General features: G+C 62.6%; 23 protein-coding genes. 19 read left to right on the top strand and 4 right to left on the bottom strand.

Annotated features, from left to right (window positions below):
- Positions 1 to 2: 2 nt before the first annotated feature.
- The 5 genes from mltG (at position 3) to G559_RS0108725 (ending at position 3904) form a co-directional block, all read left to right on the top strand.
- Positions 3 to 1037, top strand: a complete 1035-nt coding sequence (gene mltG / locus G559_RS0108745) for an endolytic transglycosylase MltG (protein ID WP_028627864.1) — start codon at positions 3 to 5, stop codon at positions 1035 to 1037.
- Positions 1038 to 1050: 13 nt separating this feature from the next.
- Positions 1051 to 1683 (top strand): dTMP kinase, encoded by a 633-nt coding sequence (tmk, locus tag G559_RS0108740; RefSeq protein WP_028627863.1) that lies wholly within the window; start codon positions 1051 to 1053, stop codon positions 1681 to 1683.
- Positions 1676 to 2662 (top strand): DNA polymerase III subunit delta', encoded by a 987-nt coding sequence (locus G559_RS0108735; protein WP_028627862.1) that lies wholly within the window; start codon positions 1676 to 1678, stop codon positions 2660 to 2662. The genes tmk and G559_RS0108735 overlap by 8 nt, the downstream gene beginning before the upstream one ends.
- A gap of 35 nt (positions 2663 to 2697) precedes the next feature.
- A complete protein-coding gene (locus tag G559_RS0108730) occupies positions 2698 to 3054 on the top strand; it encodes a PilZ domain-containing protein (RefSeq protein WP_028627861.1) in 357 nt (118 codons plus the stop codon).
- Positions 3055 to 3121: 67 nt separating this feature from the next.
- On the top strand, positions 3122 to 3904 hold the full coding sequence (locus G559_RS0108725) for a TatD family hydrolase (RefSeq protein ID WP_028627860.1): 783 nt from the start codon (positions 3122 to 3124) through the stop codon (positions 3902 to 3904).
- A gap of 246 nt (positions 3905 to 4150) precedes the next feature.
- Here the strand turns inward: G559_RS0108725 and G559_RS0108720 are convergent, their stop codons facing one another.
- A complete protein-coding gene (locus G559_RS0108720; RefSeq protein ID WP_028627859.1) occupies positions 4151 to 5284 on the bottom strand; it encodes an aminotransferase class V-fold PLP-dependent enzyme in 1134 nt (377 codons plus the stop codon).
- A gap of 74 nt (positions 5285 to 5358) precedes the next feature.
- On the opposite strand from G559_RS0108720, the gene G559_RS0108715 reads away from it, so the two are divergent.
- The 4 genes from G559_RS0108715 (at position 5359) to G559_RS0108700 (ending at position 8304) form a co-directional block, all read left to right on the top strand.
- Entirely contained in the window at positions 5359 to 5997 is a 639-nt protein-coding gene (locus G559_RS0108715) for a TetR/AcrR family transcriptional regulator (RefSeq protein ID WP_028627858.1), read from the top strand.
- A gap of 89 nt (positions 5998 to 6086) precedes the next feature.
- Entirely contained in the window at positions 6087 to 7055 is a 969-nt protein-coding gene (locus G559_RS0108710; RefSeq protein WP_028627857.1) for a GTP 3',8-cyclase MoaA, read from the top strand.
- A gap of 66 nt (positions 7056 to 7121) precedes the next feature.
- Positions 7122 to 7724 carry a DUF4823 domain-containing protein gene (locus G559_RS0108705; protein WP_028627856.1) on the top strand — a complete coding sequence of 201 codons (603 nt, stop codon included), beginning with the start codon at positions 7122 to 7124 and terminating at the stop codon, positions 7722 to 7724.
- 10 nt (positions 7725 to 7734) lie between these two features.
- Positions 7735 to 8304 carry a DUF1285 domain-containing protein gene (locus tag G559_RS0108700; protein ID WP_028627855.1) on the top strand — a complete coding sequence of 190 codons (570 nt, stop codon included), beginning with the start codon at positions 7735 to 7737 and terminating at the stop codon, positions 8302 to 8304.
- A 52-nt stretch (positions 8305 to 8356) separates the two neighbouring features.
- Here the strand turns inward: G559_RS0108700 and G559_RS0108695 are convergent, their stop codons facing one another.
- Entirely contained in the window at positions 8357 to 10021 is a 1665-nt protein-coding gene (locus G559_RS0108695) for an electron transfer flavoprotein-ubiquinone oxidoreductase (RefSeq protein WP_028627854.1), read from the bottom strand.
- 319 nt (positions 10022 to 10340) lie between these two features.
- On the opposite strand from G559_RS0108695, the gene G559_RS0108690 reads away from it, so the two are divergent.
- On the top strand, positions 10341 to 11090 hold the full coding sequence (locus tag G559_RS0108690; protein WP_028627853.1) for an electron transfer flavoprotein subunit beta/FixA family protein: 750 nt from the start codon (positions 10341 to 10343) through the stop codon (positions 11088 to 11090).
- A complete protein-coding gene (locus tag G559_RS0108685) occupies positions 11090 to 12019 on the top strand; it encodes an electron transfer flavoprotein subunit alpha/FixB family protein (RefSeq protein ID WP_028627852.1) in 930 nt (309 codons plus the stop codon). Before G559_RS0108690 ends, G559_RS0108685 begins: the two co-directional genes overlap by 1 nt.
- A gap of 59 nt (positions 12020 to 12078) precedes the next feature.
- On the opposite strand, the gene G559_RS0108680 is transcribed toward G559_RS0108685, so the two are convergent.
- Positions 12079 to 13008 carry an alpha/beta fold hydrolase gene (locus tag G559_RS0108680; protein ID WP_028627851.1) on the bottom strand — a complete coding sequence of 310 codons (930 nt, stop codon included), beginning with the start codon at positions 13006 to 13008 and terminating at the stop codon, positions 12079 to 12081.
- Between the two features lie 115 nt (positions 13009 to 13123).
- On the opposite strand from G559_RS0108680, the gene G559_RS0108675 reads away from it, so the two are divergent.
- The 8 genes from G559_RS0108675 (at position 13124) to G559_RS28705 (ending at position 20380) form a co-directional block, all read left to right on the top strand.
- Complete coding sequence (locus G559_RS0108675) at positions 13124 to 13939, top strand: substrate-binding periplasmic protein (protein ID WP_028627850.1); 816 nt, start codon at positions 13124 to 13126, stop codon at positions 13937 to 13939.
- A gap of 14 nt (positions 13940 to 13953) precedes the next feature.
- A complete protein-coding gene (locus tag G559_RS0108670; protein WP_028627849.1) occupies positions 13954 to 14310 on the top strand; it encodes a DUF4398 domain-containing protein in 357 nt (118 codons plus the stop codon).
- Positions 14307 to 15119: an OmpA family protein gene (locus G559_RS0108665; RefSeq protein WP_051246491.1), complete on the top strand. Its 813-nt coding sequence runs from the start codon at positions 14307 to 14309 to the stop codon at positions 15117 to 15119. The genes G559_RS0108670 and G559_RS0108665 overlap by 4 nt, the downstream gene beginning before the upstream one ends.
- A 154-nt stretch (positions 15120 to 15273) precedes the next feature.
- On the top strand, positions 15274 to 16707 hold the full coding sequence (locus G559_RS0108660; protein WP_028627847.1) for an aminotransferase-like domain-containing protein: 1434 nt from the start codon (positions 15274 to 15276) through the stop codon (positions 16705 to 16707).
- Between the two features lie 99 nt (positions 16708 to 16806).
- Complete coding sequence (locus tag G559_RS0108655; protein ID WP_028627846.1) at positions 16807 to 18537, top strand: vWA domain-containing protein; 1731 nt, start codon at positions 16807 to 16809, stop codon at positions 18535 to 18537.
- A 1-nt stretch (position 18538) separates the two neighbouring features.
- On the top strand, positions 18539 to 19129 hold the full coding sequence (locus G559_RS0108650) for an RNA polymerase sigma factor (protein WP_028627845.1): 591 nt from the start codon (positions 18539 to 18541) through the stop codon (positions 19127 to 19129).
- A complete protein-coding gene (locus tag G559_RS0108645) occupies positions 19126 to 19788 on the top strand; it encodes a hypothetical protein (protein ID WP_028627844.1) in 663 nt (220 codons plus the stop codon). Before G559_RS0108650 ends, G559_RS0108645 begins: the two co-directional genes overlap by 4 nt.
- A gap of 76 nt (positions 19789 to 19864) precedes the next feature.
- Positions 19865 to 20380: a hypothetical protein gene (locus tag G559_RS28705; protein WP_036997157.1), complete on the top strand. Its 516-nt coding sequence runs from the start codon at positions 19865 to 19867 to the stop codon at positions 20378 to 20380.
- A gap of 110 nt (positions 20381 to 20490) precedes the next feature.
- Here the strand turns inward: G559_RS28705 and G559_RS0108635 are convergent, their stop codons facing one another.
- Positions 20491 to 22314 carry a long-chain-acyl-CoA synthetase gene (locus G559_RS0108635; RefSeq protein ID WP_028627842.1) on the bottom strand — a complete coding sequence of 608 codons (1824 nt, stop codon included), beginning with the start codon at positions 22312 to 22314 and terminating at the stop codon, positions 20491 to 20493.
- Positions 22315 to 22399: the final 85 nt, after the last annotated feature.

Here is a 22399-nt window from a genome sequence, read left to right as displayed (position 1 = left end):
TGATACGCAAATTCCTGCTGATGCTGGAGGCAGGCCTGCTTCTTGCCGGCCTGCTGGTAGCCTTCGCCGGCTGGCAGCAGCGCGTCACCCTTGAACAACCCCTGAACATCTCCGCCGAGCGGATGCTGGATGTGGCGGCTGGTGCCACGCCCGGCGGCCTGCTCAATCGCCTGGAGGAAGAGGGGGTACTGACCAATGCCTTCTGGTTGCGTCAGTACTGGCGCTTCAACCTGGCCAACGCGTCCCTGCACAGCGGCGAGTATCGCCTGACACCCGGCATGCAGGCTGGTGACTTGTTGGGGCTCTGGCAGCGGGGTGAAGTGGTGCAGTACAGCCTGACGCTGGTGGAAGGCTGGAACTTTCGTCAGGTCCGCGCGGCACTCGCCAAGCAAGCCAAACTGGAACAGACCCTGGCCAATGTCAGCGACGCCGAGCTGATGGCTCGTCTCGGCCGTCCAGGGGAGTATCCGGAAGGCCGCTTCTTCCCTGATACCTACCGCTATGTGCGTGGCATGCGCGATATCGACCTGTTGAAGCAGGCGCGCGATCGCCTCGATCAGGTCCTGGCCGAGGAGTGGGGCAAGCGTGCGGACCGGCTGCCTTATAGCGACGCCTATCAGGCACTGATCATGGCTTCCCTGGTGGAGAAGGAAACCGGTGTGCCGGCCGAACGTGGGCAAATCGCCGGCGTCTTCGTGCGACGCCTGAATACCGGCATGCTGCTGCAGACTGACCCGACCGTGATCTACGGTCTGGGCGAGCGCTACAACGGCAACCTGACGCGTGACCACCTGCGTGAGCCGACGCCTTACAACACCTATGTCATTAGTGGTTTGCCGCCGACTCCGATTGCCCTCGCCGGGCGCGAGGCCATTCACGCCGCGCTGCACCCCGCCGCAGGAAAAAGCCTCTACTTCGTCGCCCGCGGCGACGGCAGCCATGTATTCTCCGAGACCCTGGGCGAGCACAACCAGGCCGTGCGTGACTTCCAGTTGAAGCGCCGCAACGGCTACCGCTCCAGCCCGGCCCCGCAATGAATAAGGACACCCAGTGAGCGGTCTGTTCATCACATTGGAAGGCCCGGAAGGCGCCGGAAAAAGCACCAACCGCGAGTACCTTGCCGAACGCCTGCGTAACCACGGCGTCGAAGTGGTACTGACTCGCGAGCCCGGAGGTACGCCGCTTGCCGAGCGCATCCGTGAGCTCCTGCTGACCCCTAGCGACGAAACCATGGGCGTCGATACCGAGCTGTTGTTGGTGTTCGCGGCTCGCGCCCAGCACCTGGAAGGCGTAATCAAGCCGGCACTGGCACGTGGCGCTGTGGTGCTCTGCGACCGCTTCACCGACGCTACGTATGCCTACCAGGGTGGAGGACGCGGCTTGCCCGAGGAGCGCATTGCGTTTCTGGAGCGTTTCGTCCAGGGCGACCTGCGTCCAGATCTGACACTCGTCTTCGACCTGCCGGTTGAAATTGGACTCAGTCGAGCTGCAGCTCGTGGTCGTCTCGATCGTTTCGAGCAGGAGCAGCGCAGCTTTTTCGAGGCTGTGCGCCAGACCTATCTTCAGCGCGCTCGTGCCGCAGAGGAGCGCTACAAAGTGATCGATGCCTCGCTGCCGTTGGCCGAGGTGCAGGCCAATCTCGATAAACTGCTGCCCGAGCTGCTGGAGCGCTGCCATGGCTGATGCCTATCCCTGGCAGGAAGCGCTGTGGCAACAGCTGGCAGGTCGACCCCGTCACGCTCATGCCTATCTGCTGCATGGGCCGTCCGGCATCGGCAAGCGTGCGCTTGGCGAGCGCCTGATGGCGCGTTTGCTCTGCCAGAGCCCGGCCGGGCTCGACGCCTGCGGTCGGTGTAAGGCGTGTCTTCTTCTGGCGGCCAACACCCACCCGGATGCCTTTGTCCTGGAACCGGAGGAAGTCGACAAGGCCATCCGCGTTGACCAGGTGCGCGAGTTGGTGGAGTTCGTAGTCCAGACTGCGCAGCTCGGGGGGCGCAAAGTGGTGCTTCTGGAGCCGGCGGAGGCGATGAACATCAATGCCTCCAACGCGCTGTTGAAAAGCCTGGAAGAGCCATCTGGCGATACTGTCCTGCTATTGATCAGTCACCAGCCCAGCCGACTCCTGCCGACCATCAAGAGCCGTTGCGTACAACAGGCCTGTCCGCTGCCCAGTGAAGCTCAGAGCCTGGCCTGGTTGGGTTCTGCACTGCCTGATGCAACGCCCGAGGACCTGCGAGAGCTGTTGGTTCTAGCGGGTGGCTCGCCGCTCTCGGCGTTGCGTCTGGAAGGACAAGGCGTTCGCAGCCAGCGTGCCGATGTAGTGGAAGGTGTGAAGAAGCTGCTCAAGCAGCAAGTCGGCGCCAGCCAGTTGGCGGAGGGGTGGAACGCCGTGCCGCTGCCCCTGCTGTTCGACTGGTTCTGCGACTGGACTCAACTGATGCTGCGCTACCAGCTCACCCGCGATGAGACGGGGCTGGGACTGAACGATATGCGCAAGGTGGTGCAGTACCTCGCCGACAAGGCCCCGCAGCACAAGGTCCTCGCGGTCCAGGATTGGCTGCTGCAACAGCGGCAAAAAGTACTGAACAAGGCCAACCTCAACCGTGTCTTGCTTCTCGAAGCGCTTCTGGTGCAGTGGGCAAGCCTGCCCGGGCCGGGCTAGAATCGGTGGCTGAACCCGCTTGTCAGGATATCCGCATGAGCTTGCCGCCAAACCTGGGCCCGCGTAACGGGATTCTGTCCTTGACCATCAAGGACAAGTCCGTGCTGTATGCCGCCTACATGCCGTTCATCAAGAACGGTGGCCTGTTCATTCCGACCAACAAGACCTACAAGCTGGGCGATGAAGTGTTCATGCTGCTCAATCTGATGGACGAGCAAGAAAAGATTCCGGTCGCCGGCAAGGTGGTCTGGATTACTCCCAAGGGCGCCCAGGGCAATCGTGCAGCGGGCATCGGCGTCCAGTTCAATGACGGCGACAGCGGTGCGCGCAACAAGATCGAGACTTACCTCGCCGGCGCCCTCAAGTCCGACCGTCCCACCCATACGATGTAACCGGCCGTCAGGTCCGGGCTGCAAGCAACAGGCTTGAAGCTTGGCGCCTGCGCCTGGAGCCTGAACCATGCTGATCGACTCTCACTGCCACCTGGACCGCCTCGACCTGGCCGCCCATGATGGTTCTCTCGATGCTGCCCTTGAAGCTGCCCGCGCCCGTGGGGTTGGCCAATTCCTCTGTATCGGCGTGAGTGCCGAGAATGCCGCTGCCGTGAAGGCCCTGGCTGAGCGTTATGAGGACGTGCACTGCTCCGTTGGCGTTCACCCGCTGGATCTGCAGCCGGGCGAATCCCTGGCACTCGATTGGTTGCTGGGTGAGCTGCAGCATCCGCGCGTGGTGGCCATTGGTGAGACTGGCCTGGACTATCACTACGAGCCCGAAGCTGCCGAGCTCCAGCAGCAGGCTTTCCGCTTGCACCTGGATGCGGCGAAGGTGACCGGCAAGCCGGTGATCGTGCATACCCGTGAAGCCCGCGCCGATACGCTGGCGCTATTGCGCGAGGCAGCATTGCCTCAGGCCGGCGTGTTGCATTGCTTCACCGAGGACTGGGATATGGCCCGCGCTGCGCTGGACCTCGGCTTCTACATCTCCCTTTCCGGCATCGTCACCTTCCGCAATGCCGACGCCCTGCGTGAAGTCGCACGTCAGGTCCCGTCCGATCGCCTGCTAGTGGAGACCGATTCGCCTTATCTCGCGCCCGTACCCTACCGGGGCAAGCCTAATCTGCCGCAGTACGTGCGTGAGGTCGCGGAGTTCCTTGCCGATTTGCGTGGGGTATCGTTCGAAGCTTTTGCCGAGCAGACCAGCGAGAACTACCTGCGCCTGTTCCCACTCGCGCAACGCGGCTGAGAAGAGCGCAGCGAGTAACTGAAAAAGCTGCGCACAAAAAAAACCCGGGTTCTGGGGGATGAATCCGGGTCAAGACCATTAGGAGTAAAACAAAGGAACGCGATCCACGGTTCCTCGACTGGCTGGGCACTTGGGGGGAGATGCCACACGCCAGTAAGAGAAGTATTGGCCAATATCTCCAAGCGTCCAGATAGCCCGAAGGCGATTCTTAAACCTATTTGGAATACGGCGGCACCGGCTGAGTCCTCATGCGTCTGCCATCTGGCGCAGTAGCGCAAGGGTTTCGTCTATCACGCGGGGTTCGGTATAGAAGTGCGGCGAAAAGCGGATGCCGCCGCCCCGTTGGGCACATACCACTTGCTTGGCTCGCAGCTGCTCGAACAGCGTCTGATTGTCCCAACCGTCCAGCCGAAAACTGAGGATGCCGGCACGCCGCGCCGGATTCAGTGGGCTCAACAGTTGTGTGCCGGGGATCTTCGCCAATCCCTCCTGCAGCCATTGCACGCGTTCCCCCAGCGCGACCGCCACTTGCTCCATGCCGACCTCTTCCAGCAACGACAGGCTTGCCTCCAGCGCCATGGCACCGAGCATGTTCGGGCTGCCGCACTCGAAGCGTCGAGCCGTGCGGGACGGTGTCCAGTCGGCGCGTTCGTAGTCGCCTGGGTGTTCCAGCATGTGCCAGCCGTATTCATGGAGTTTCAGTTGCTCACGCAGATCGATGCGGCAATAGAAGACTCCCAGACCTTCCGGGCCAAGCATCCACTTGTGACCATCGGCCATGGCAAAGGCGCAATCGATGGCCTGGGCGTCGAAGGGCAGGGCGCCCAACTGCTGGATGGCGTCGACACAGAAGAGTACGCCGCGCCGCCGGCATTCCTTGCCGAGGCGTTGCAGGTCCAGGCGCAGGCCGCTGGCGTACTGCACGGCGCTGACGGACAGAAGTCGGGTGCGTGGTCCGCAGGCTGCGAGCAGGGCGCCTTCGGGATCGCTGCCGTCCAGTGATACCTGGACGGTGTCCACGTCGTAGCGTTTCAGCGCTTCCCAGACGACCCGGTTGGAGGGGAACTCCTGGTTGCTGATGACCACCTGATCACCTGCCCTCCAATCCAGACCAAAGGCAACGAAAGACAGGGCTTCCGATGTATTCTTGACCAGCGCCAGATCAGCGGTGGTTGGTGCGTTCAGCAGTTTGGCCAGGCGTTCGCGCAGGCGACGCTCTACTGTCAGCCAGTCTGGATAATCTCTTGCGCCGAGGCGCCAGTTCTCTTCGGCGAAGCTCTGGACCGCACGGGTCGCGCGTTTCGGCCAGGGAGCAACCGCGGCATGGTTGAGATATCGGAGCCCATCGGCGTGGGCAAACTCATCTTGCAATAAGCTCATAGTCGGATGATCCGTGCATTTTTACGCCAGATAGGCATAATACGCGGCTTGATTTTTGACCCCACAGTCCCTTTATGCAGAAAGAACCCCGTAAAGTCCGTGAGTTCCGCCGCCGCGAGCAGGAAATTCTCGACACCGCCCTCAAGCTCTTCCTGGAAGAGGGCGAAGACAGCGTTACCGTCGAGATGATCGCCGACGCAGTGGGTATCGGCAAAGGCACCATCTACAAGCACTTCAAGTCGAAGGCGGAGATCTATCTGCGCCTGATGCTCGATTATGAGCGCGACCTGAACGCGTTGTTCCATTCCGCCGATGTTGACCGTGACAAGGAGGCGCTGTCGCGGGCCTACTTCGAGTTCCGCATGCGTGACCCACAGCGCTATCGCCTGTTCGATCGCCTGGAAGAGAAGGTCGTGAAGAACAGCCAGGTGCCCGAGATGGTCGAGCAGCTGCACAAGATTCGTGCATCCAACTTTGAGCGTCTGACCCTGCTGATCAAGGGGCGTATCGCTGAAGGCAAGTTGGAAGATGTGCCGCCGTACTTCCACTACTGCGCCGCCTGGGCTTTGGTACATGGCGCCGTCGCGCTTTACCACTCGCCTTTCTGGAGCAACGTGCTGGAAGATCAGGAAGGTTTCTTCCAGTTCCTCATGGACATCGGTGTGCGCATGGGTAACAAGCGCAAGCGTGAAACCGAGTCGCCAGCCAGCTGACGTATTCAGTGCGCCTATAACGCGGTCCCGGATATGTGCCTTGCCGGCCGCGGGGATATACTCCGGCGTACCACATGCCGGAGCGTCCCATGATCGTCGACCGCCAAGGCAGGCGCTTCCGCAATTTGCGTATCAGCCTGACCGCCGCCTGCAATTACGCCTGCACCTACTGCGTGCCAGATGGCAAGCGGCTGGTAGCGGCTCAGGACGAACTTTCGGCCGAGGCCATGGTGCGCGGTGTGGCCTACCTCATTGAGGCGGCTGGTATCGAGCGTCTGCGTATCACCGGCGGCGAGCCGTTGGTGAGTCCCAAGCTCGATCCTTTCCTTCGTGAAGTCAGTAAGCTCGGGCTCGAAGACATCAGCCTGACCAGCAACGGCCAACTGCTGTCCCGCAAGTTGCCACTGTTGCTGGATTGCGGCATCCGCCGTCTGAACATATCCCTCGATACCCTGGATGCCGACGCATTCCGCGGCATCGCACGTGGCGGTGACCTGGCCACCGTGCTCAAGGGGCTCGAAGAGGCAAGTGCTGCTGGCTTGAAGATCAAGGTCAACATGGTCCCGCTGCGTGGCAAGAACCTCGATCAGGTGCTGCCGTTGCTGGACTACTGCCTGGAGCGTGGATTCGAGCTGCGCTTCATCGAGCTGATGCGCATGGGGCACCTGGCCCGTGATCCCAACAGCTTCCATCAGCAGTTCGTGGGGCTGGAGGAGCTACTGGCGCTGATTCGCACTGCCCATGAGTTCGTTCAGGCCGATGCACCACTGGATGCTACGGCTCTGCGCTACCGGGTGCCCGGCGAGGGTTGCTTCGGCGTGATCGCCAACGAGAGCGTGCCGTTTTGCCGGACCTGCTCGCGCCTGCGCTTGTCTTCCACCGGATGGCTGCACGGCTGCCTTTCTTCGAGCAACCGTCACTATGTCGGCGATCTGCTGGAGAAACCCCGCCACGAAGCGCTGCCAGCGCTACAGCGTTTGCTGGTCAGAGCCCTGGCGGACAAGCAGGATGTTGCGTTCTCCGGCGGCGTCACCGTGATGAAGATCATTGGCGGTTGATGGCGCGGAAGCTGCATTGGTTCTCTATCCGCCGGTTTTTCGTCGCCGGCGCCTGGAGGACACACGATGCGTAGCATGATTCTGTTGCTGGCGATTCTCGGCCTGGTTGGCTGCATGAAGGTCAGTGACATGGCGGATGGCACTCGCGAACAGCTGAGCGATGCCGGATTCCTGGACCACAGCGAGACTCGCCGCGCCAGCCCCTGGCGTCTGCAGGCGGACTCCTTCATCTACATCGCTCAAGGCTACTTTGTGCCGCCGGGCTCGGCCTACCCGCGACCCAATGTAGTCGCTGAAGAGGCTTTCGATGGCTTCGTCGAGTACTTCCCCATGGTGCGCCGTGCCAAGGGGCCTGCTGGGCTGGAAGAGGCCATGGGCCAGGCCCGTTCGGTAGGTGCGCACTATCTGCTTTATGCCCGATTCGCCAGCGCTGACGACCGTATCGGTACGGTGGAGGAGTGGGAGGATCAGGAGGCGCTGGATCGGCTCGGCCGCGACCGTGGCGTAATCCAGCTGATGTTGATCGAAACCAATACCCGCTATTTGGTGGACACCGCTCGCATCCGCAATCGTGGCGGTTTTCTGACGTTCTACGATTCCAAACCGGAAGACCTGATCGGACCACCGCTGGAGGAGTATGCTCGCAGCCTGATCGGCTTGAGTCGTTGAGGAGATAGGAATGAGCGATCCCGGCAAGGCCGGCGACTTGCTGGCGCAGATACCCAAGGGTGACAAGCCGGGTGGGGCGCCTGTTCATCTGTGGAACCCGTCGTTCTGTGGTGACATCGACATGCGCATCGCTCGGGATGGCACCTGGTTCTATCTGGGTACGCCGATTGGTCGCAAGCCCATGGTCAAGCTGTTCTCCAGCGTGATCCGCAAGGACGGCGAGGATTACTTCCTGGTCACCCCGGTGGAGAAAGTCGGCATTCAGGTTGAGGATGCTCCCTTTGTCGCCGTCGAGTTGCAGGTCGAGGGAGTGGGGGAGGCACAGCAGCTGCGCTTCATCACCAACGTTGAAGACGAGGTGGTGGCCGGTGAGGCCCACCCAGTGCGCGTCGAACTGGACCCGCAGACCCAGGAACCGTCGCCCTACGTGATGGTGCGCACTAACCTGGAAGCGCTGATCCACCGCAATGTCTTTTACCAACTGGTAGAGCTCGCCGAGCCGCGCGAGATCAATGGGGTCACCTGGCTTGGTGTCTGGAGCGGAGGGGAGTTCTTTCCCATTGGTCCGCTGCCCGAGTAACCGGGACAGCGGAAATGAAAAAGGCTCCCGAGGAAGCCTTTTTCGTGCCTGCTTACATGTTGGGGTAGTTCGGGCCGCCGGTACCTTCCGGGGCTACCCAGGTGATGTTCTGGGCCGGGTCCTTGATGTCGCAGGTTTTGCAGTGGACGCAGTTCTGGGCGTTGATCTGGAAGCGCTTGGCGCCGTCTTCCTGGGTCACCACCTCGTACACGCCGGCCGGGCAGTAGCGCTGCGCCGGCTCGTCGTACAGCGGCAGGTTCTTGGCGATCGGGATGTCTGCGTCAGCCAGCTTCAGGTGGCAGGGCTGTTCCTCTTCATGGTTGGTGTTGGAGAGGAATACCGAGCTGAGTTTGTCGAAGCTGAGCTTGCCGTCCGGCTTCGGGTACTCGATGCGCTGGGACTGGGCGGCGGGCTTCAGGCAGGCATAGTCCGGCTTGTTGTCGTGCAGGGTGACCGGGATCTTGCCGCCGAAGAGGTTCTGGTCGACATAGTTGAACGCGGCACCGGCGAGCACGCCGTACTTGTGGATAGCGGCGCCGAAGTTGCGGCTGCGGAACAGCTCGTCGTACAGCCAGCTGGACTTGAAGGCATCGACGTAGCCGGTCAGTTCGTCACCGCCTTCCTTGCCGGAGGCCAGCGCAGCGGCCACAGCTTCGGCGGCCAGCATGCCGGACTTCATCGCGGTGTGGCTGCCCTTGATCTTGGCGAAGTTCAGGGTGCCCAGGTCGCAGCCGATGAGCGCGCCGCCCGGGAAGACCATCTTCGGCAGCGAGTTCAGGCCGCCTTTGCAGATGGCACGAGCGCCATAGGCAACGCGCTTGCCGCCTTCCAGGTACTGCTTGACGACTGGGTGGTGCTTGTAGCGCTGGAATTCGTCGAACGGCGAGAGGAAGGGGTTGCTGTAGGACAGGTCGATGATCAGGCCTACTACCACTTGGTTGTTTTCCAGGTGATAGAGGAAGGAGCCACCGGTGTTCTGGTTGTCGACGAAGGACAGAGGCCAGCCGGCGGTGTGGACCACCAGGCCGGGCTGGTGCTTCGCCGGGTCGATGTCCCAGATTTCCTTGATGCCGATGCCGTAGTGCTGGGCGTCGGCTTCGGAATCCAGGTTGTACTTCTTGATCAGCTGTTTGCCGATGTGGCCACGGCAGCCTTCGGCGAACAGGGTGTACTTGGCGCGCAGTTCCATGCCGGGGGTGTAGTAACCCTCTTTCGGATGGCCTTCACGGTCTACGCCGAGATCGCCGGTGATGATGCCGCGAACGACGCCGTTCTCGTCGATCAGCGCTTCCTGGGCGGCGAAGCCCGGGTAGATCTCAACGCCCAGGCCTTCGGCCTGCTGGGCCAGCCAGCGGCAGAGATTGCCCAGGGAGATGATATAGTTGCCCTCGTTGTGCATGGTCTTGGGCACGAAGAGGCCGGGAACCTTGATGGCGGAGTCGGCATCTTTGAGCATATAGATGTCGTCGCGGGTTACCGGGGTGTTCAGCGGGGCGCCCAGGTCTTTCCAGTCAGGGAAGAGCTCGTTCAGGGCTCGCGGTTCGAATACGGCGCCAGAGAGGATGTGGGCGCCGACTTCGGAACCCTTCTCGACCACGCATACGCTGATCTCTTGACCAGCTTCCGCGGCCTTCTGCTTCAGTCGGCACGCGGCGGACAGGCCAGCAGGGCCAGCGCCGACGATGACGACGTCGAATTCCATGTATTCGCGTTCCACAGTCAATCTCCTCAAGGCTCTTCGATATTTTGTGTTGGAGGGCTAGGCTCGATCCCTGACCTGAGCGGGCGCATTATATCCAGACCCTTTGTTCGGTCCAATACAAACGTTTGTTTGAATTTTGTGAAACCCTGATAGGATAAGGCTCTGCGGCTTATGACGGGTCATTTTGCTGTATTGACCGGAATAGGCGATACGGTCAAGATACGGGCGGTTTTGCGCTCGCTGTCTGGGCTGAGAGTCGGTTCCGGCCGACCTGCATTACTGGCCAGGCTCGTCTTGGCGACATTCTTATTAACCGGAGAGTAACGAGGAATCCATGAAGGTTCTTGTAGCTGTCAAACGAGTGGTCGACTACAACGTCAAAGTCCGCGTCAAGGCGGACAACTCCGGCGTCGACCTCGCCAACGTGAAGATGTCGATGAACCCCTTCTGCGAAATCGCCGTGGAAGAAGCCGTCCGTCTGAAAGAAAAAGGCGTAGCGAGTGAAATCGTCGTCGTCACCATCGGCCCGAACACCGCTCAAGAGCAGCTGCGTACTGCCCTGGCCCTGGGCGCTGATCGCGCCATTCTGGTCGAGTCCGCCGACGAGCTGAACTCCCTGGCCGTGGCCAAGCTGCTGAAGGCTGTGGTCGACAAGGAGCAGCCTCAGCTGGTCATCCTCGGCAAGCAAGCCATCGACAGCGACAACAACCAGACCGGCCAGATGCTGGGCGCCCTGACCGGCTACGCCCAAGGCACCTTCGCTTCCAAGGTTGAAGTGGCTGGCGACAAGGTCAACGTCACCCGTGAGATCGACGGTGGCCTGCAGACCGTTGCGCTGAACCTTCCGGCGATCGTCACCACCGACCTGCGCCTGAACGAGCCGCGCTACGCGTCGCTGCCGAACATCATGAAAGCCAAGAAGAAGCCGCTGGACGTGGTCACCCCGGACGCCCTGGGTGTTTCCACCGCTTCCACCGTCAAGACCCTGAAAGTTGAAGCACCGGCCGCCCGCCAGGCTGGTATCAAGGTCAAGTCCGTGGCTGAACTGGTCGACAAACTGAAGAACGAGGCGAAGGTAATCTGATGGCTATCCTGGTTGTTGCTGAACACACGAACGCCGCGCTGGCAGCCGCCACCCTCAACACCGTGACTGCCGCTCAGAAAATCGGTGGCGACATCCACGTCCTGGTCGCGGGTGCTGGTGCAGGCGCTGCTGCCGAAGCCGCCGCCAAGATCGCTGGCGTGTCCAAAGTGTTGGTAGCCGACAATGCTGCCTACGCCCACCAACTGCCGGAAAACGTCGCGCCGCTGATCGCCGAGCTGGGCAAGGGCTACAGCCACGTGCTGGCCGCCGCCACCAGCAACGGCAAGAACATCCTGCCGCGCGTGGCTGCCCTGCTGGACGTCGACCAGATCTCCGAGATCATCAGCGTCGAGAGCGCCGACACCTTCAAGCGTCCGATCTATGCCGGTAACGCCATCGCCACCGTGCAGTCTTCGGCTGCCGTGAAGGTGATCACCGTGCGTTCCACCGGTTTCGACGCCGCTGCCGCTGAAGGCGGTTCCGCTGCCGTTGAAGCCGTGGGCACCGTTTCCGACGCCGGCAAGTCCGCCTTCGTCGGTGAAGAGCTGGCCAAGTCCGATCGTCCGGAACTGACCGCTGCCAAGATCGTCGTATCTGGCGGCCGTGGCATGCAGAACGGCGACAACTTCAAGCACCTGTACGCCCTGGCCGACAAGCTGGGCGCGGCTGTCGGTGCTTCCCGTGCCGCCGTCGATGCCGGCTTCGTGCCGAACGACATGCAGGTCGGCCAGACCGGCAAGATCGTCGCGCCGCAGCTGTACATCGCCGTGGGCATCTCCGGTGCCATCCAGCACCTGGCCGGTATGAAGGACTCCAAGGTCATCGTCGCGATCAACAAGGACGAAGAAGCCCCGATCTTCCAGGTGGCTGACTACGGCCTGGTGGCTGACCTGTTCGAAGCCGTACCGGAACTGGAAAAGCTGCTGTAATAGCGCTTCCCGGCCTGCCGTGCAGAAAACCCGCTCTTCGGAGCGGGTTTTTTTGTCCTTCAGCTTCGGCTGGCATCGAGGAATGCCTGATAGTGCCGGGCGGTTTCCTCGGGGCGTTCGATCATGGGCGCGTGACCGCAGTTTTCCATGATTACCACACTGGGTTTCTTCAGCAACGGCTTCATGACCTCGATGCTGGACACATCCAGCACCCTGTCGCGATCGCCCCAGAGCAGCAGGGTAGGGGCCTTGATCCGCGGCAACTCGGGCTCCAGCGGGATATAGCGCTCCCGTAGCTGGCGGAAGACCTCATCGTAGTGCGCCTCGTTGGCCATGGATTGCTCAGCCAGGTAGGCCTTTACCGAGGTGGGGAGGGGCGGTGCCTCGACGAAGACGAAATCCAGCATCCGTTGGAAGTCCTCCGGGCTCCGGACCACCAGCGGGTTGGGCTGGCCGCTTTCGATCAGGCGGAACAGCTCGCTCTTGTTCGGTGCCGTGATGCCGCCGTTGTCGAACAGCGCCAGGCTATGCACTTGCAGCGGGTAGCGGGCGGCGAAGATTCCGGCGATATGGCCGCCCATGGAATTGCCCACCAGATGCACCTTGCCCAGCTCCAGGGTCTTGATGAATGACTCCAGACGCTCGGCCTGGGTGCCGATGTCGTAGCTGCCGGCGGGACGGTCGCTGTCGCCGAAGCCGGGCAGGTCGAGGGCGATGACGTGGTAGCGCTCGGTGAAGTGACGAGCGAAGCGCAGCCAGTTGTCCTTGTTGGCGCCGAAACCATGGATCATGACGATGGTTTCGCCCTTGGCCGGACCGCCCTCGTAGTAATGGATGTTAAGATCGCCCAGCGCGATCTGTCGCTCCGACAGTCCGGCGAGTTGGCGCTCCACCAGACGCACGCTGCCTGTCAGCGCGGCGGGGGAGAAATAGAGGGTTGCCGCCGCAGCCGCCAGGAGAATGGTGACTGTGATGAGGAACTTCTTCATGACCCGTCCTTATCGCGAATGGTTCTTTTAGCCGCCTGTACGCTAGCATGAAGCTCGTTTCAGGCGATGCCGCCTACGCTGCGGCCAATCGAATGTCCAGTCCGGGAAACCTCAGATGCCAAGACTCCGCCTCTCATGCCTGCTCCTAGCGCTATGCCTGCTACCCGGACTCGGGCAGGCTGCCGGGAAATGCGAGCGGCTGGTGGCCACCGGTAATCCGGAGTATCCGCCCTACCTATGGCGCGACCCTGAGAACCCCAAACAACTGATAGGCGCCAATGCCGACCTGCTCAAGCAGATCGCCAAGGAATTGGGGTTGAAGGTTGAGATCCTCTACACCGGGCCCTGGTCCCGGGCCCAGGATGAGGTGCGCACGGGGCGGGTCGACCTGATCGCCGGCGCTTTCATTACCCTGCCACGCCTGGAAACCATGGACTACGTTCATCCAGCCTTCCTCGAAACCGAGAGTGTCGTCTGGGTGAAGCGCGACCGGGCGTTTCCTTACAGTGGCTGGGACGACCTGCGCATCCACACTGGCGGCACGCTGGTGAAGAACAGTTTTGGTGAGGCCTTCGACCGCTTCGCCAGGGAAAACCTCAAGCTCGAAGAGGTCCCCAGCCTGACCCAGGCCTATCAGAAGCTCCTGCTGGAGCGAACCGACTACGTGCTCTACGAGCGTTACCCCGGGCTGGTGCTGGCCGACACACTCGGCATGGCGGATGACCTGGTCGCTCTGGAACCACCCATTTCCAGTGAAGGTCTGTACCTGACCCTGTCCCACAATTCGGCCTGCAACGACCCCTGGCTGCGCGGACAGCTGGCAAGAAAAATGACAGAATTGGTCGCCGCCGGGGTGCCGGAAACCCTGCTGCAGCGCAACCTGGAACGGTGGAAGGCCCTGCAGATGCAACCCGCCGCCATGCCTGAATGATTAGGAACCCTCTAGTGAGCAAGACACCCCTGTTTGCCGTCGGCCTTGCGGTGCTGACCTTGGCCGGCTGCGCCAATGACCCGGCGCCCAACGAGCAGATGCGCCTGACCCAGAAGGCGGTGGAGCAGGCCAAGGCCGTAGGCGCCACCGAACAGATCGAGGAAATGAAGCTTGCGCAGGACAAGCTCGCCCTGGCCGAGAAGAACATGGGCGAGGAGGACTACAAGCGCGCCCGTATTCTGGCCGAGGAAGCCGAGCTCGATGCACGCCTGGCTGAAGCCAAGGTGCTGACCAAGAAGAGCCAGGACCAGCTGGCTGAGCTGACGTCGAGGATCAATCGCTTGCGCAAGCAGTTGGGAGAGGTTCAGTGAAGCGGAATCATGCATTGCGCGTCGGCCTGCTGTTCAGCCTCGGACTACTCGGCGGGTGCGCCAACCAGCAGCAGACCGAACAGAGCCTGGAGCAGGCCCGGCAGATGTTCCAGAAGGTCAAGGAGGACCAGAATGTCCTCAGCGCGGCGCCGAAGGATGTGATCCGCTCGGGCGAATCCCTGGCTCGTGCCGAACGTCTGTCCAGCTACTGGGGCAATGACGCCGACGTCGTCCATTACGCCTACCTCAGCCAGCGCTACGCCGAAATCGCCAGCCAGCATAGCGAGCAGAGTCAGAACCAGACCCGCGTCGCCAAGCTGCAGCTGGAGCGCGAGCGTCTGCAACTGGCGCTGCGTGAAGCGAAACTGCTCAGCGTGCAGCAGCAGGGCAAATGGCTGGAGGATCAGATGATCGCCCTGGCCGCCACGGAAACCGACCGTGGCCTGGTCATGACCCTGGGCGATGTGCTGTTCGACACCGGCCGGGCCGATCTCAAGGCGTCTGCCAACCGCACGGTGCTCAAACTGGTGCAATTCCTCCAGCTCAATCCGCGGCGTGTCGTGCGCATCGAAGGCTATACCGACAGCAGCGGCAAAAAGCAGGACAACCTGAAGCTCTCAACCGACCGTGCCCAGGCCGTGGCTGATGCCCTGGCTGACCTCGGCATCGATGCCAAACGTATCCAGGTCCAGGGATATGGTGAGGCCTTCCCGGTGGCGGAGAACGCCTCCAATCGGGGCAGGGCGCAGAACCGACGCGTGGAGATCGTCTTCTCCAACGAGAAGGGTGAGCTCGGGCCGGCGCGTTGAGTCGCAACATAGAAAGCCCCGGTGACCGTTCGGCACCGGGGCTTTTTCTTGCCTGGACAATTTCACTGTATCGCACACAATTTCATGATCTGTACCGGTGCAGTTTTAAGGGCTTCGGATAGTGTTTCGGTCCAGTGATACAGGTGCCGCCGTTATGACCAATCTGTTGCTCTACCAACGCATCGCCCAGCAACTGGCCGATGATATTCGCCGTGGTGTCTACCAGCCGGGCGAACGCGTACCTTCGGTGCGCAAGCTCAGCTCTCAGCTCAGTGTCAGCCACGCCACGGTGTTGCAGGCCTATGCCAGCCTGGAGGATCAGGGGCTGATCCGTGCGCGTCCGCAATCCGGCTTCTATGTACACCAGACCCCCGCACTGACCGCATCCACTCCCGATATCGCCCGCGTTGAGCGCCCCGGCCTGGTCACTCGCGCCAGCATCATCCAGCAGGTCCTGGCCGAATCCCGCCGCGAAGGCGTGTTCCCATTGGGGGCGGCGGTTCCCCATGTCGACTACTTGCCGGTACGCACCCTGCACCAGCAGTTGGCCAAGGTCACCCGCTTCCACAGCCCGCGCGCCTTCAGCTACATGTTCAGCCCGGGCTTCGAGCCGCTGCGGCGCCAGGTGGCGATCCGCATGCGCGATGCCGGTGTCGTGGTAGACCCGAGCGAAGTGGTGATCACCCACGGTTGCGTGGATGCGCTGCAGATGAGCCTGCGGGTGCTGACCCGGCCGGGTGACCTGATCGCCACCGAGTCTCCGACCTACTACGGCCTGCTGCAACTGGCTGACCTGCTCGGCCTGAAAGTGATCGAGATTCCCAGCGACCCCACCACCGGCATCAGCCTGGAGGCCCTGCAACTGGCCGCAAACCAGTGGCCGATCAAGGCCCTGGTGCTGACCGCGCGGCTGAGCAATCCACTGGGTGGCACCATTCCCGAGGAGCGGCAGAAACAACTGTTGCGCCTGTCCTCTGATTTCGACATCCAGATCATCGAAGACGATATCTACGGCGAACTGATGTTCGACCAGGGGCCTTCCAAGGCGATCAAGGCCTACGACCTGGACGACCGGGTGATCTACTGCTCCAGTTTCTCCAAGACCCTGTCGCCCGGCGTGCGCATTGGCTGGATGATCGCCGGCAAGTACCAGGCGGAAATCCAGCGCCTGCAGACGTTCAGCACCCACTCGGCATGCAGCGTCACCCAGATGGGGGTGGCGGCGTACCTCGAGAACGGCGGATACGATCGGCACCTGCGTTACATCCGCCAGGAGTACCGGAAAAACCTCACGGCCTTCCAGCTGGGGGTGCAGCAGTATTTCCCCGAAGGCACCCAGATTACGCGCCCCAACGGCGGCTTCATTCTCTGGATCAGCCTGCCGGCGAAGGTGAACACCAAGGACCTGCACGTGCGCGCCTTGCAGCAGGGCATCAGCATCGCGCCGGGTCTGATCTTCAGTAATACCGAGCAGTTCAACCACTGTGTACGGCTGAACTGTGGCATCCCGTGGACCCGTGAAGCCGAGCGCGCCATCATGACCCTCGGGATGCTGGCCAAGCAGCTCTGTCAGGAGGCCGGCCTGTAACCGGCCTTCTGAAACTGATTTTTCTTGAAGGCTTAACCCCTCCTGCAGGACGGCTACGTCTACTGGTGCGAATGGCTCATTCGTACTCAGGAGGCGACCATGTCCAGCCGTAACTTCCTTCAGCAACAACCCTGGGCCGCGGGCTTCACCGCCGGCCTGCTGCTGGCCCTGGCTGCCTGCAGTGCCCAGGATGCGTCGGCGCCGGCCACCGGCAAGGTCGATGAGGTTCCACCTCCGCCCGTGCTGGCCACGCCTGAGCTTGTGCTCAAGGAGGAGGCGAATAGCCGTGCGCCGGCTTCCCTGGCCAAACGTGCCGACTACGCCGCCGAGGCACGGCAGATGCCCATGATCGCGCCAGCGCCCATGGCGGATGCACTGCAACCGGGCTACCGCGATGTGCCGCGCGAGCAGTACCAGCACCTCGCCGACAACCCGGTGCATGCCGTCGCCAGTGAGCCGGTCTCCACCTTCAGCATCGATGTCGACACCGGCAGCTACGCCAACGTACGGCGCTTCCTCAATGGCGGCCAACTACCGCCGGCCGATGCCGTGCGGCTGGAAGAGATGGTCAACTACTTCCCCTACAGCTATCCGCTGCCGGAGGGCGACGTGCCCTTCGGCATTGGTATCGAACTGACACAGACCCCATGGAGTCCGCAGACCCGGCTGTTGCGCGTGGCGATCAAGGCCTCTGACAGCAGCATCGAACAACTGCCGCCGGCCAACCTGGTGTTCCTGGTGGATGTCTCCGGCTCGATGGATCGTCGCGAGGGGCTGCCCATGGTGCAGGGCACCCTCAAGCTGCTGGCGGATCAGTTACGTCCGCAGGACCGCGTATCCCTGGTCACCTACGCCGGGGAGGCGAGCGTGGTGCTTGGATCTACGCCAGGCAGCGAGAAAGCCAGGATTCGCGCCGCCATCGAGCAACTCAGCGCGGGTGGCTCCACGGCTGGCGAATCAGGCATCCAGCTGGCCTACGCCGAAGCGCACAAGGGCCTGATCCCGAATGGCATCAACCGCATCCTGCTGGCGACCGACGGCGACTTCAACGTCGGCATCAGCGACTTCGAGACCCTCAAGCAACTCGCCGCGCAGAAGCGCAAGGGCGGGGTGTCACTGACGACCCTGGGCTTCGGCGTGGACAACTACAACGAGCGGCTGATGGAGCAACTGGCCGATGCAGGTGACGGCAACTACGCCTACATCGACAACCTGCGCGAAGCGCGCAAGGTGCTGGTGGACCAGCTGGGCTCCACGTTGTCGGTCGTGGCCAAGGACGTGAAGCTGCAACTGGAGTTCAACCCGGCCGAGGTCAGCGAGTACCGCCTGCTGGGCTACGAGAATCGCGCGCTCAAGCGTGAAGACTTCAGCAATGACAAGGTAGATGCTGGCGAGATTGGTGCCGGCCACACCATCACAGCGTTGTACGAGATCGTACCCACCGGCTCCAAGGGTTGGCTGGAACCACTGCGCTACCAGCCGGCGGCCAAGACCGAGGGCAAGGCCGGTGAGCTGGCCTGGCTGCGGGTACGCTACAAGGCGCCAGGTGTGGAGCAGAGTCGACTGCTGGAGCGTCCCATTGGCGCCAACAACGTCGTCGACCTGGACGAGGCCAGTGAGGATCTTCGCTTTGCCGCCGCAGTGGCAGCCTTCGCCCAACAGCTCAAGGGCGGTCAGTACACGGGGTCTTTCGGTCTGACCGACAGCGCCGGTCTCGCTCGGAGCGCTCGGGGCGACGACCGCTTCGGCCTGCGTGGCGAGTTCGTGCAACTGGTGGAACTCGCGCAAAGCTTGCAAACTCCTGCCCCATCCCACGCTCGGAAGGAATGACGTGAACGCGACTCTCACGGATGACGACGCCGACTTGTTGCGGCGTTACCGTAACGGCGATGCCGAGGCCTTTGGTGTGCTCTATGCCCGCCATCGCCTCGGTCTCTACCGTTTTCTCTGCGGTCTTTGCGGCGATGGTGCCCTGGCCGAGGAGATCTTCCAGGAAACCTGGCTGAACCTGATCCGCAGCGAGTCCGAGCAGCGTGGCCAGGCCAGTTTCAAGACCTGGCTCTACCAGATCGCCCGCAATCGTCTGATCGATCATTGGCGCAAACACGGCCGTTTGCAGGGCCGCGAGGAAGCCTTCGACGAAGCCCTGCACGGCGACGCCTTGCCGGGCAGCAGTCCTGATCCGGAGCGGGAGCTTTCCCTCAGCCAGGACCAGCAGCGTCTGCGCGCGGCCCTGGACGAACTGCCGGGCGAGCAGCGCGAGGTGTTCCTGCTGCGCGCCCATGGTGACCTCGAGCTGACCGAGATCGCCGAACTCACCCGCACGTCGGCCGAGACGGTAAAGAGCCGTCTGCGCTACGCCCTGCAGAAGTTGCGTCGGCTGCTGGCCGACCCGGCCGCGGCCGAGGAGGTATCCGCATGAACCAAGACCCGCACAAGCCGGACGCCATGGAACGGGAACTGCTCGAACACTACCGCTGCCACAGCCACGACGAACCCTCGGCGGCACTGGACCAGCGCATCCTCGCGGCGGCAGCCGCCCAGGCGGCGCAGAATCGGCCAGAGCCCCTCCCATCCTTTGGTGACTTGCACGGCTGGTTGTTCGGTGCCGGAGGCCGGCAACGCTGGGCGGTCGCCCTGGCCGGTTTCGCGACACTGGGCATTGGTTTGAGCCTGACCTTGCGCACCCAGGATGAGGCTGAGCAGCGATTCGATGCGCCCCCTGCCGCTGCCGCGCCGTATTCCACGCCGGCTCCGGCGGCAGCGCCGATGTCCCGGGCGGCACCGGCCACCCTGGCCAGTCCTCCACAGGCGGAAAAGAAAGCCTCTGCCATGGCGGACAGCAGCGCCGAGGTCGAGGCGCGTCAGGTAGAACCTAGGCATCTGGGTGAGTCCGCCCCCAAAGAGGAACTGGCAAAGGCCGCGCCGCTCCCCGAACCGGAAGCGAGTCTGCGTCGTGTGCTGGAACTCAATGCAGCAGGCAAACGCGAGGAGGCGCACAAACTGCTGGATGAGTTGCAGATTCGCTATCCACAACGGGACATCGCCGCCGAACTGCGAGAGCTGGAGCGTGACCGCTGATATTGGTCGCGCCAGGCTTGCCAGCGTAGGGGCGAAGGTGGAGCATGGCGCCATCACTACCCCTGCTAGAGCCTCCATGCGTTCCATTCATCTGCTTTGTGCCGCTCTGGCACTGACGTTGCTCACGGCGTGCGACAAGGACGCGCCGTCGCAGCCCAAGGCGCCTCCCGCGCCGCCGCCCATCTCTGCCAGCCCGGAGTCGACGCCCTCGACTCCGGAGCCGGCTGCGCCGGTCATGCCTGCACCTCTGCAAAAGCCTGTTCCGCCACCGCCGGTACCGACCCCGAAACCCGTGCCGCCGCCTCCCGTGCCGGCACAACCCAATAAGCCGCCAGAAGCCGCGACTGCCGCGGCACCGCTGCCCAAGGCCAAGCTCGATCTCAGTCTGCCCAGGGATCTGGTTGATCAGTTGGCGCCGGGCGATGTGACCGACGCTCTGTCGGAACAGCCGCTGTTACCGCAGATGTTCGTGGAGAAGCCCACCCCGGAAAGTCCGTTCCAGCTCAACGGCAAACTGATCACCAACGAACGGGAAGACGACTACTGGCGTTCCGTGGAAGGCGCCGAACTGCAGTTCGAATTCAAGCGCTAGAGCGGGCTTGCAAGCCGGGCAGTGTGCACGGCCACACGACGGGTTGAGTGAAGCGATACCCATGCGGGGTCTATTCGTTCCCGCCACCTTGCAAGCGCCCAGCACCCACTTCAGAACCGATACTCCCCACGCTGAATGGCCTCGTACAAGCTGCCGTCCAGCGGGCGGAATCCCGAGTCGCCAGGCAGGCGCGCGAAGAGGGGGGCGTTCACCGCTTCCGGGTCGTATGCCTGCTTCTTCAGGTCGGTCTTCTTGTACTTGAAGGTGCCCGTGGTCTCTACCTCATCCAGTAGGCGCACGAACAGCGGCGAGGCATAGGCCGGCAGCTCGCGGTCCAGGTGCTTGGCCAGGGCCTGGCCATCCAGCTGCGCGCCGCTGGCCAGGCGCAGCGCGGCCATGCCACAGCGTCCGTTGGTGCCGGGGATTTCCACGCCATAGACCACAGCATCCTCCACGCCGGGGAAGGCACCCAGTGCGTTCTCCACCTCGGTGGTCGAGACGTTCTCGCCTTTCCAGCGGAAGGTATCGCCGAGGCGATCGACGAATTGCGCGTGCTTGCAGCCAATGCCGCGCATCAGGTCGCCGGTGTTGAACCAGGCATCGCCTTTCTTGAACACGTCACGCAGGATTACCGCCTCGCTCTTGGCGGGGTCGGTGTAGCCGTCGAACGGCCATTTCGGGCTGATCTCGCTGATCAGCAGGCCCGACTCGCCCTTGGCTACTTCCTGGAGGAAGCCTCGGCGGTCGCGCAGGGGGCGGTCGTTTTCCTGGTCGTAGCGGACGATGGCGAAGGTCGCCGGGGAAAAGCCCACCGTATTGTCGAAATTGAACACATTGGTGAAACCAATGTTGCCTTCGCTGGAGGCGTAGAACTCCATTACGCGCTCGATGCCGAAGCGCGCCTTGAACTCGGCCCAGATCGATGGGCGCAGGCCATTGCCGATCATGCAGGAAAGGCTGTTGCCCTGCTCCTCGGGGCAGGGTGGCTGGTTCAACAGGTAGCGGCACAGTTCGCCGATATAGCCGAAGCAGGTGGCCTGGTAGCGCGCCACATCCTTCCAGAAATTGCTCGCGGAGAACTTCCTGCGTAGGGCGATGGCGGCGCCACCGGCCAGCACTGAGGCCCAACTCACGGTGACTGCGTTGTTGTGGTAGCAGGGTAGCGTCAGGTAGAAAACGTCGTTCTCACCAAGGCCAAGGCCCGAGTGACCGAAGCCACCGTAGGCCTTGATCCACTTGCCGTGGCTGAGGATGGAGGCCTTGGGCATGCCGGTGGTGCCCGAGGTGTAAATGTAGAAGCAGGCGTCCTTGAGGCGCACCTGGCCGGTTTCCGCCGGATTGTCGCTGGACTGGCCCAGGGCAAGGCGCATCAGGTTCTGCCAGCCAGGCGGAGCGTCGCCGGGTTCGGTCAGGCTGTCACTGTCGGCTACCCAGTAGCAGCGACGGGCATCGTCCAGCTCGTCGCGAACGTCGTCGAAGGCGCCACGCAGCTCCTCGCCCACTACGAAATGCCGGGCCTTCACCAGCGTGAGGCTGTGGCTCAGCACCTTGCCACGCTGGGTGGTGTTCACCATCGCGGCGATGGCCCCCAGTTTGGTCAGGGCCCCGAGCACCGCCAACACTTCGATGCGGTTCTCCAGCATTACCGCCACCACGCTGCCATGGGCTACACCTTCGGCCTTCAGGGCATAGGCCAGGCGGTTGCTCCAGGCATTGAACTCGGCATAGCTGAGCCGTCGCTGCTCGTCGATTACCGCCGGACGCTGCGGATACAACCGTGCTGCGCGCTCCAGGGCCCAGCCCAGGGAAAGCGCCTTCTCGCGGTTACGGATGCCGGTGTAGTAGAGGCCCAGCAGCATGCGCGGCAGGCGTGGCAGGTTGGCCGGCAGGCGGGCGATGAAACTCAGCGGGGAGATCAGTTCGGCTTGGCTCATGATTCTCGCGTGTTGTCGTTGTTGTACGCAGGCGTTTTCCCGACTCTAGAACGGGCGGCCAAACCCCGCCATGACCCTGGCGCGG

It is taken from the genome of Metapseudomonas resinovorans DSM 21078 (genome assembly GCF_000423545.1).
Taxonomy (GTDB): Bacteria; Pseudomonadota; Gammaproteobacteria; order Pseudomonadales; family Pseudomonadaceae; genus Metapseudomonas; species Metapseudomonas resinovorans.
Note: the sequence above shows the minus strand (reverse complement) of the source record. Positions and strands in the feature narration are given on the sequence as shown.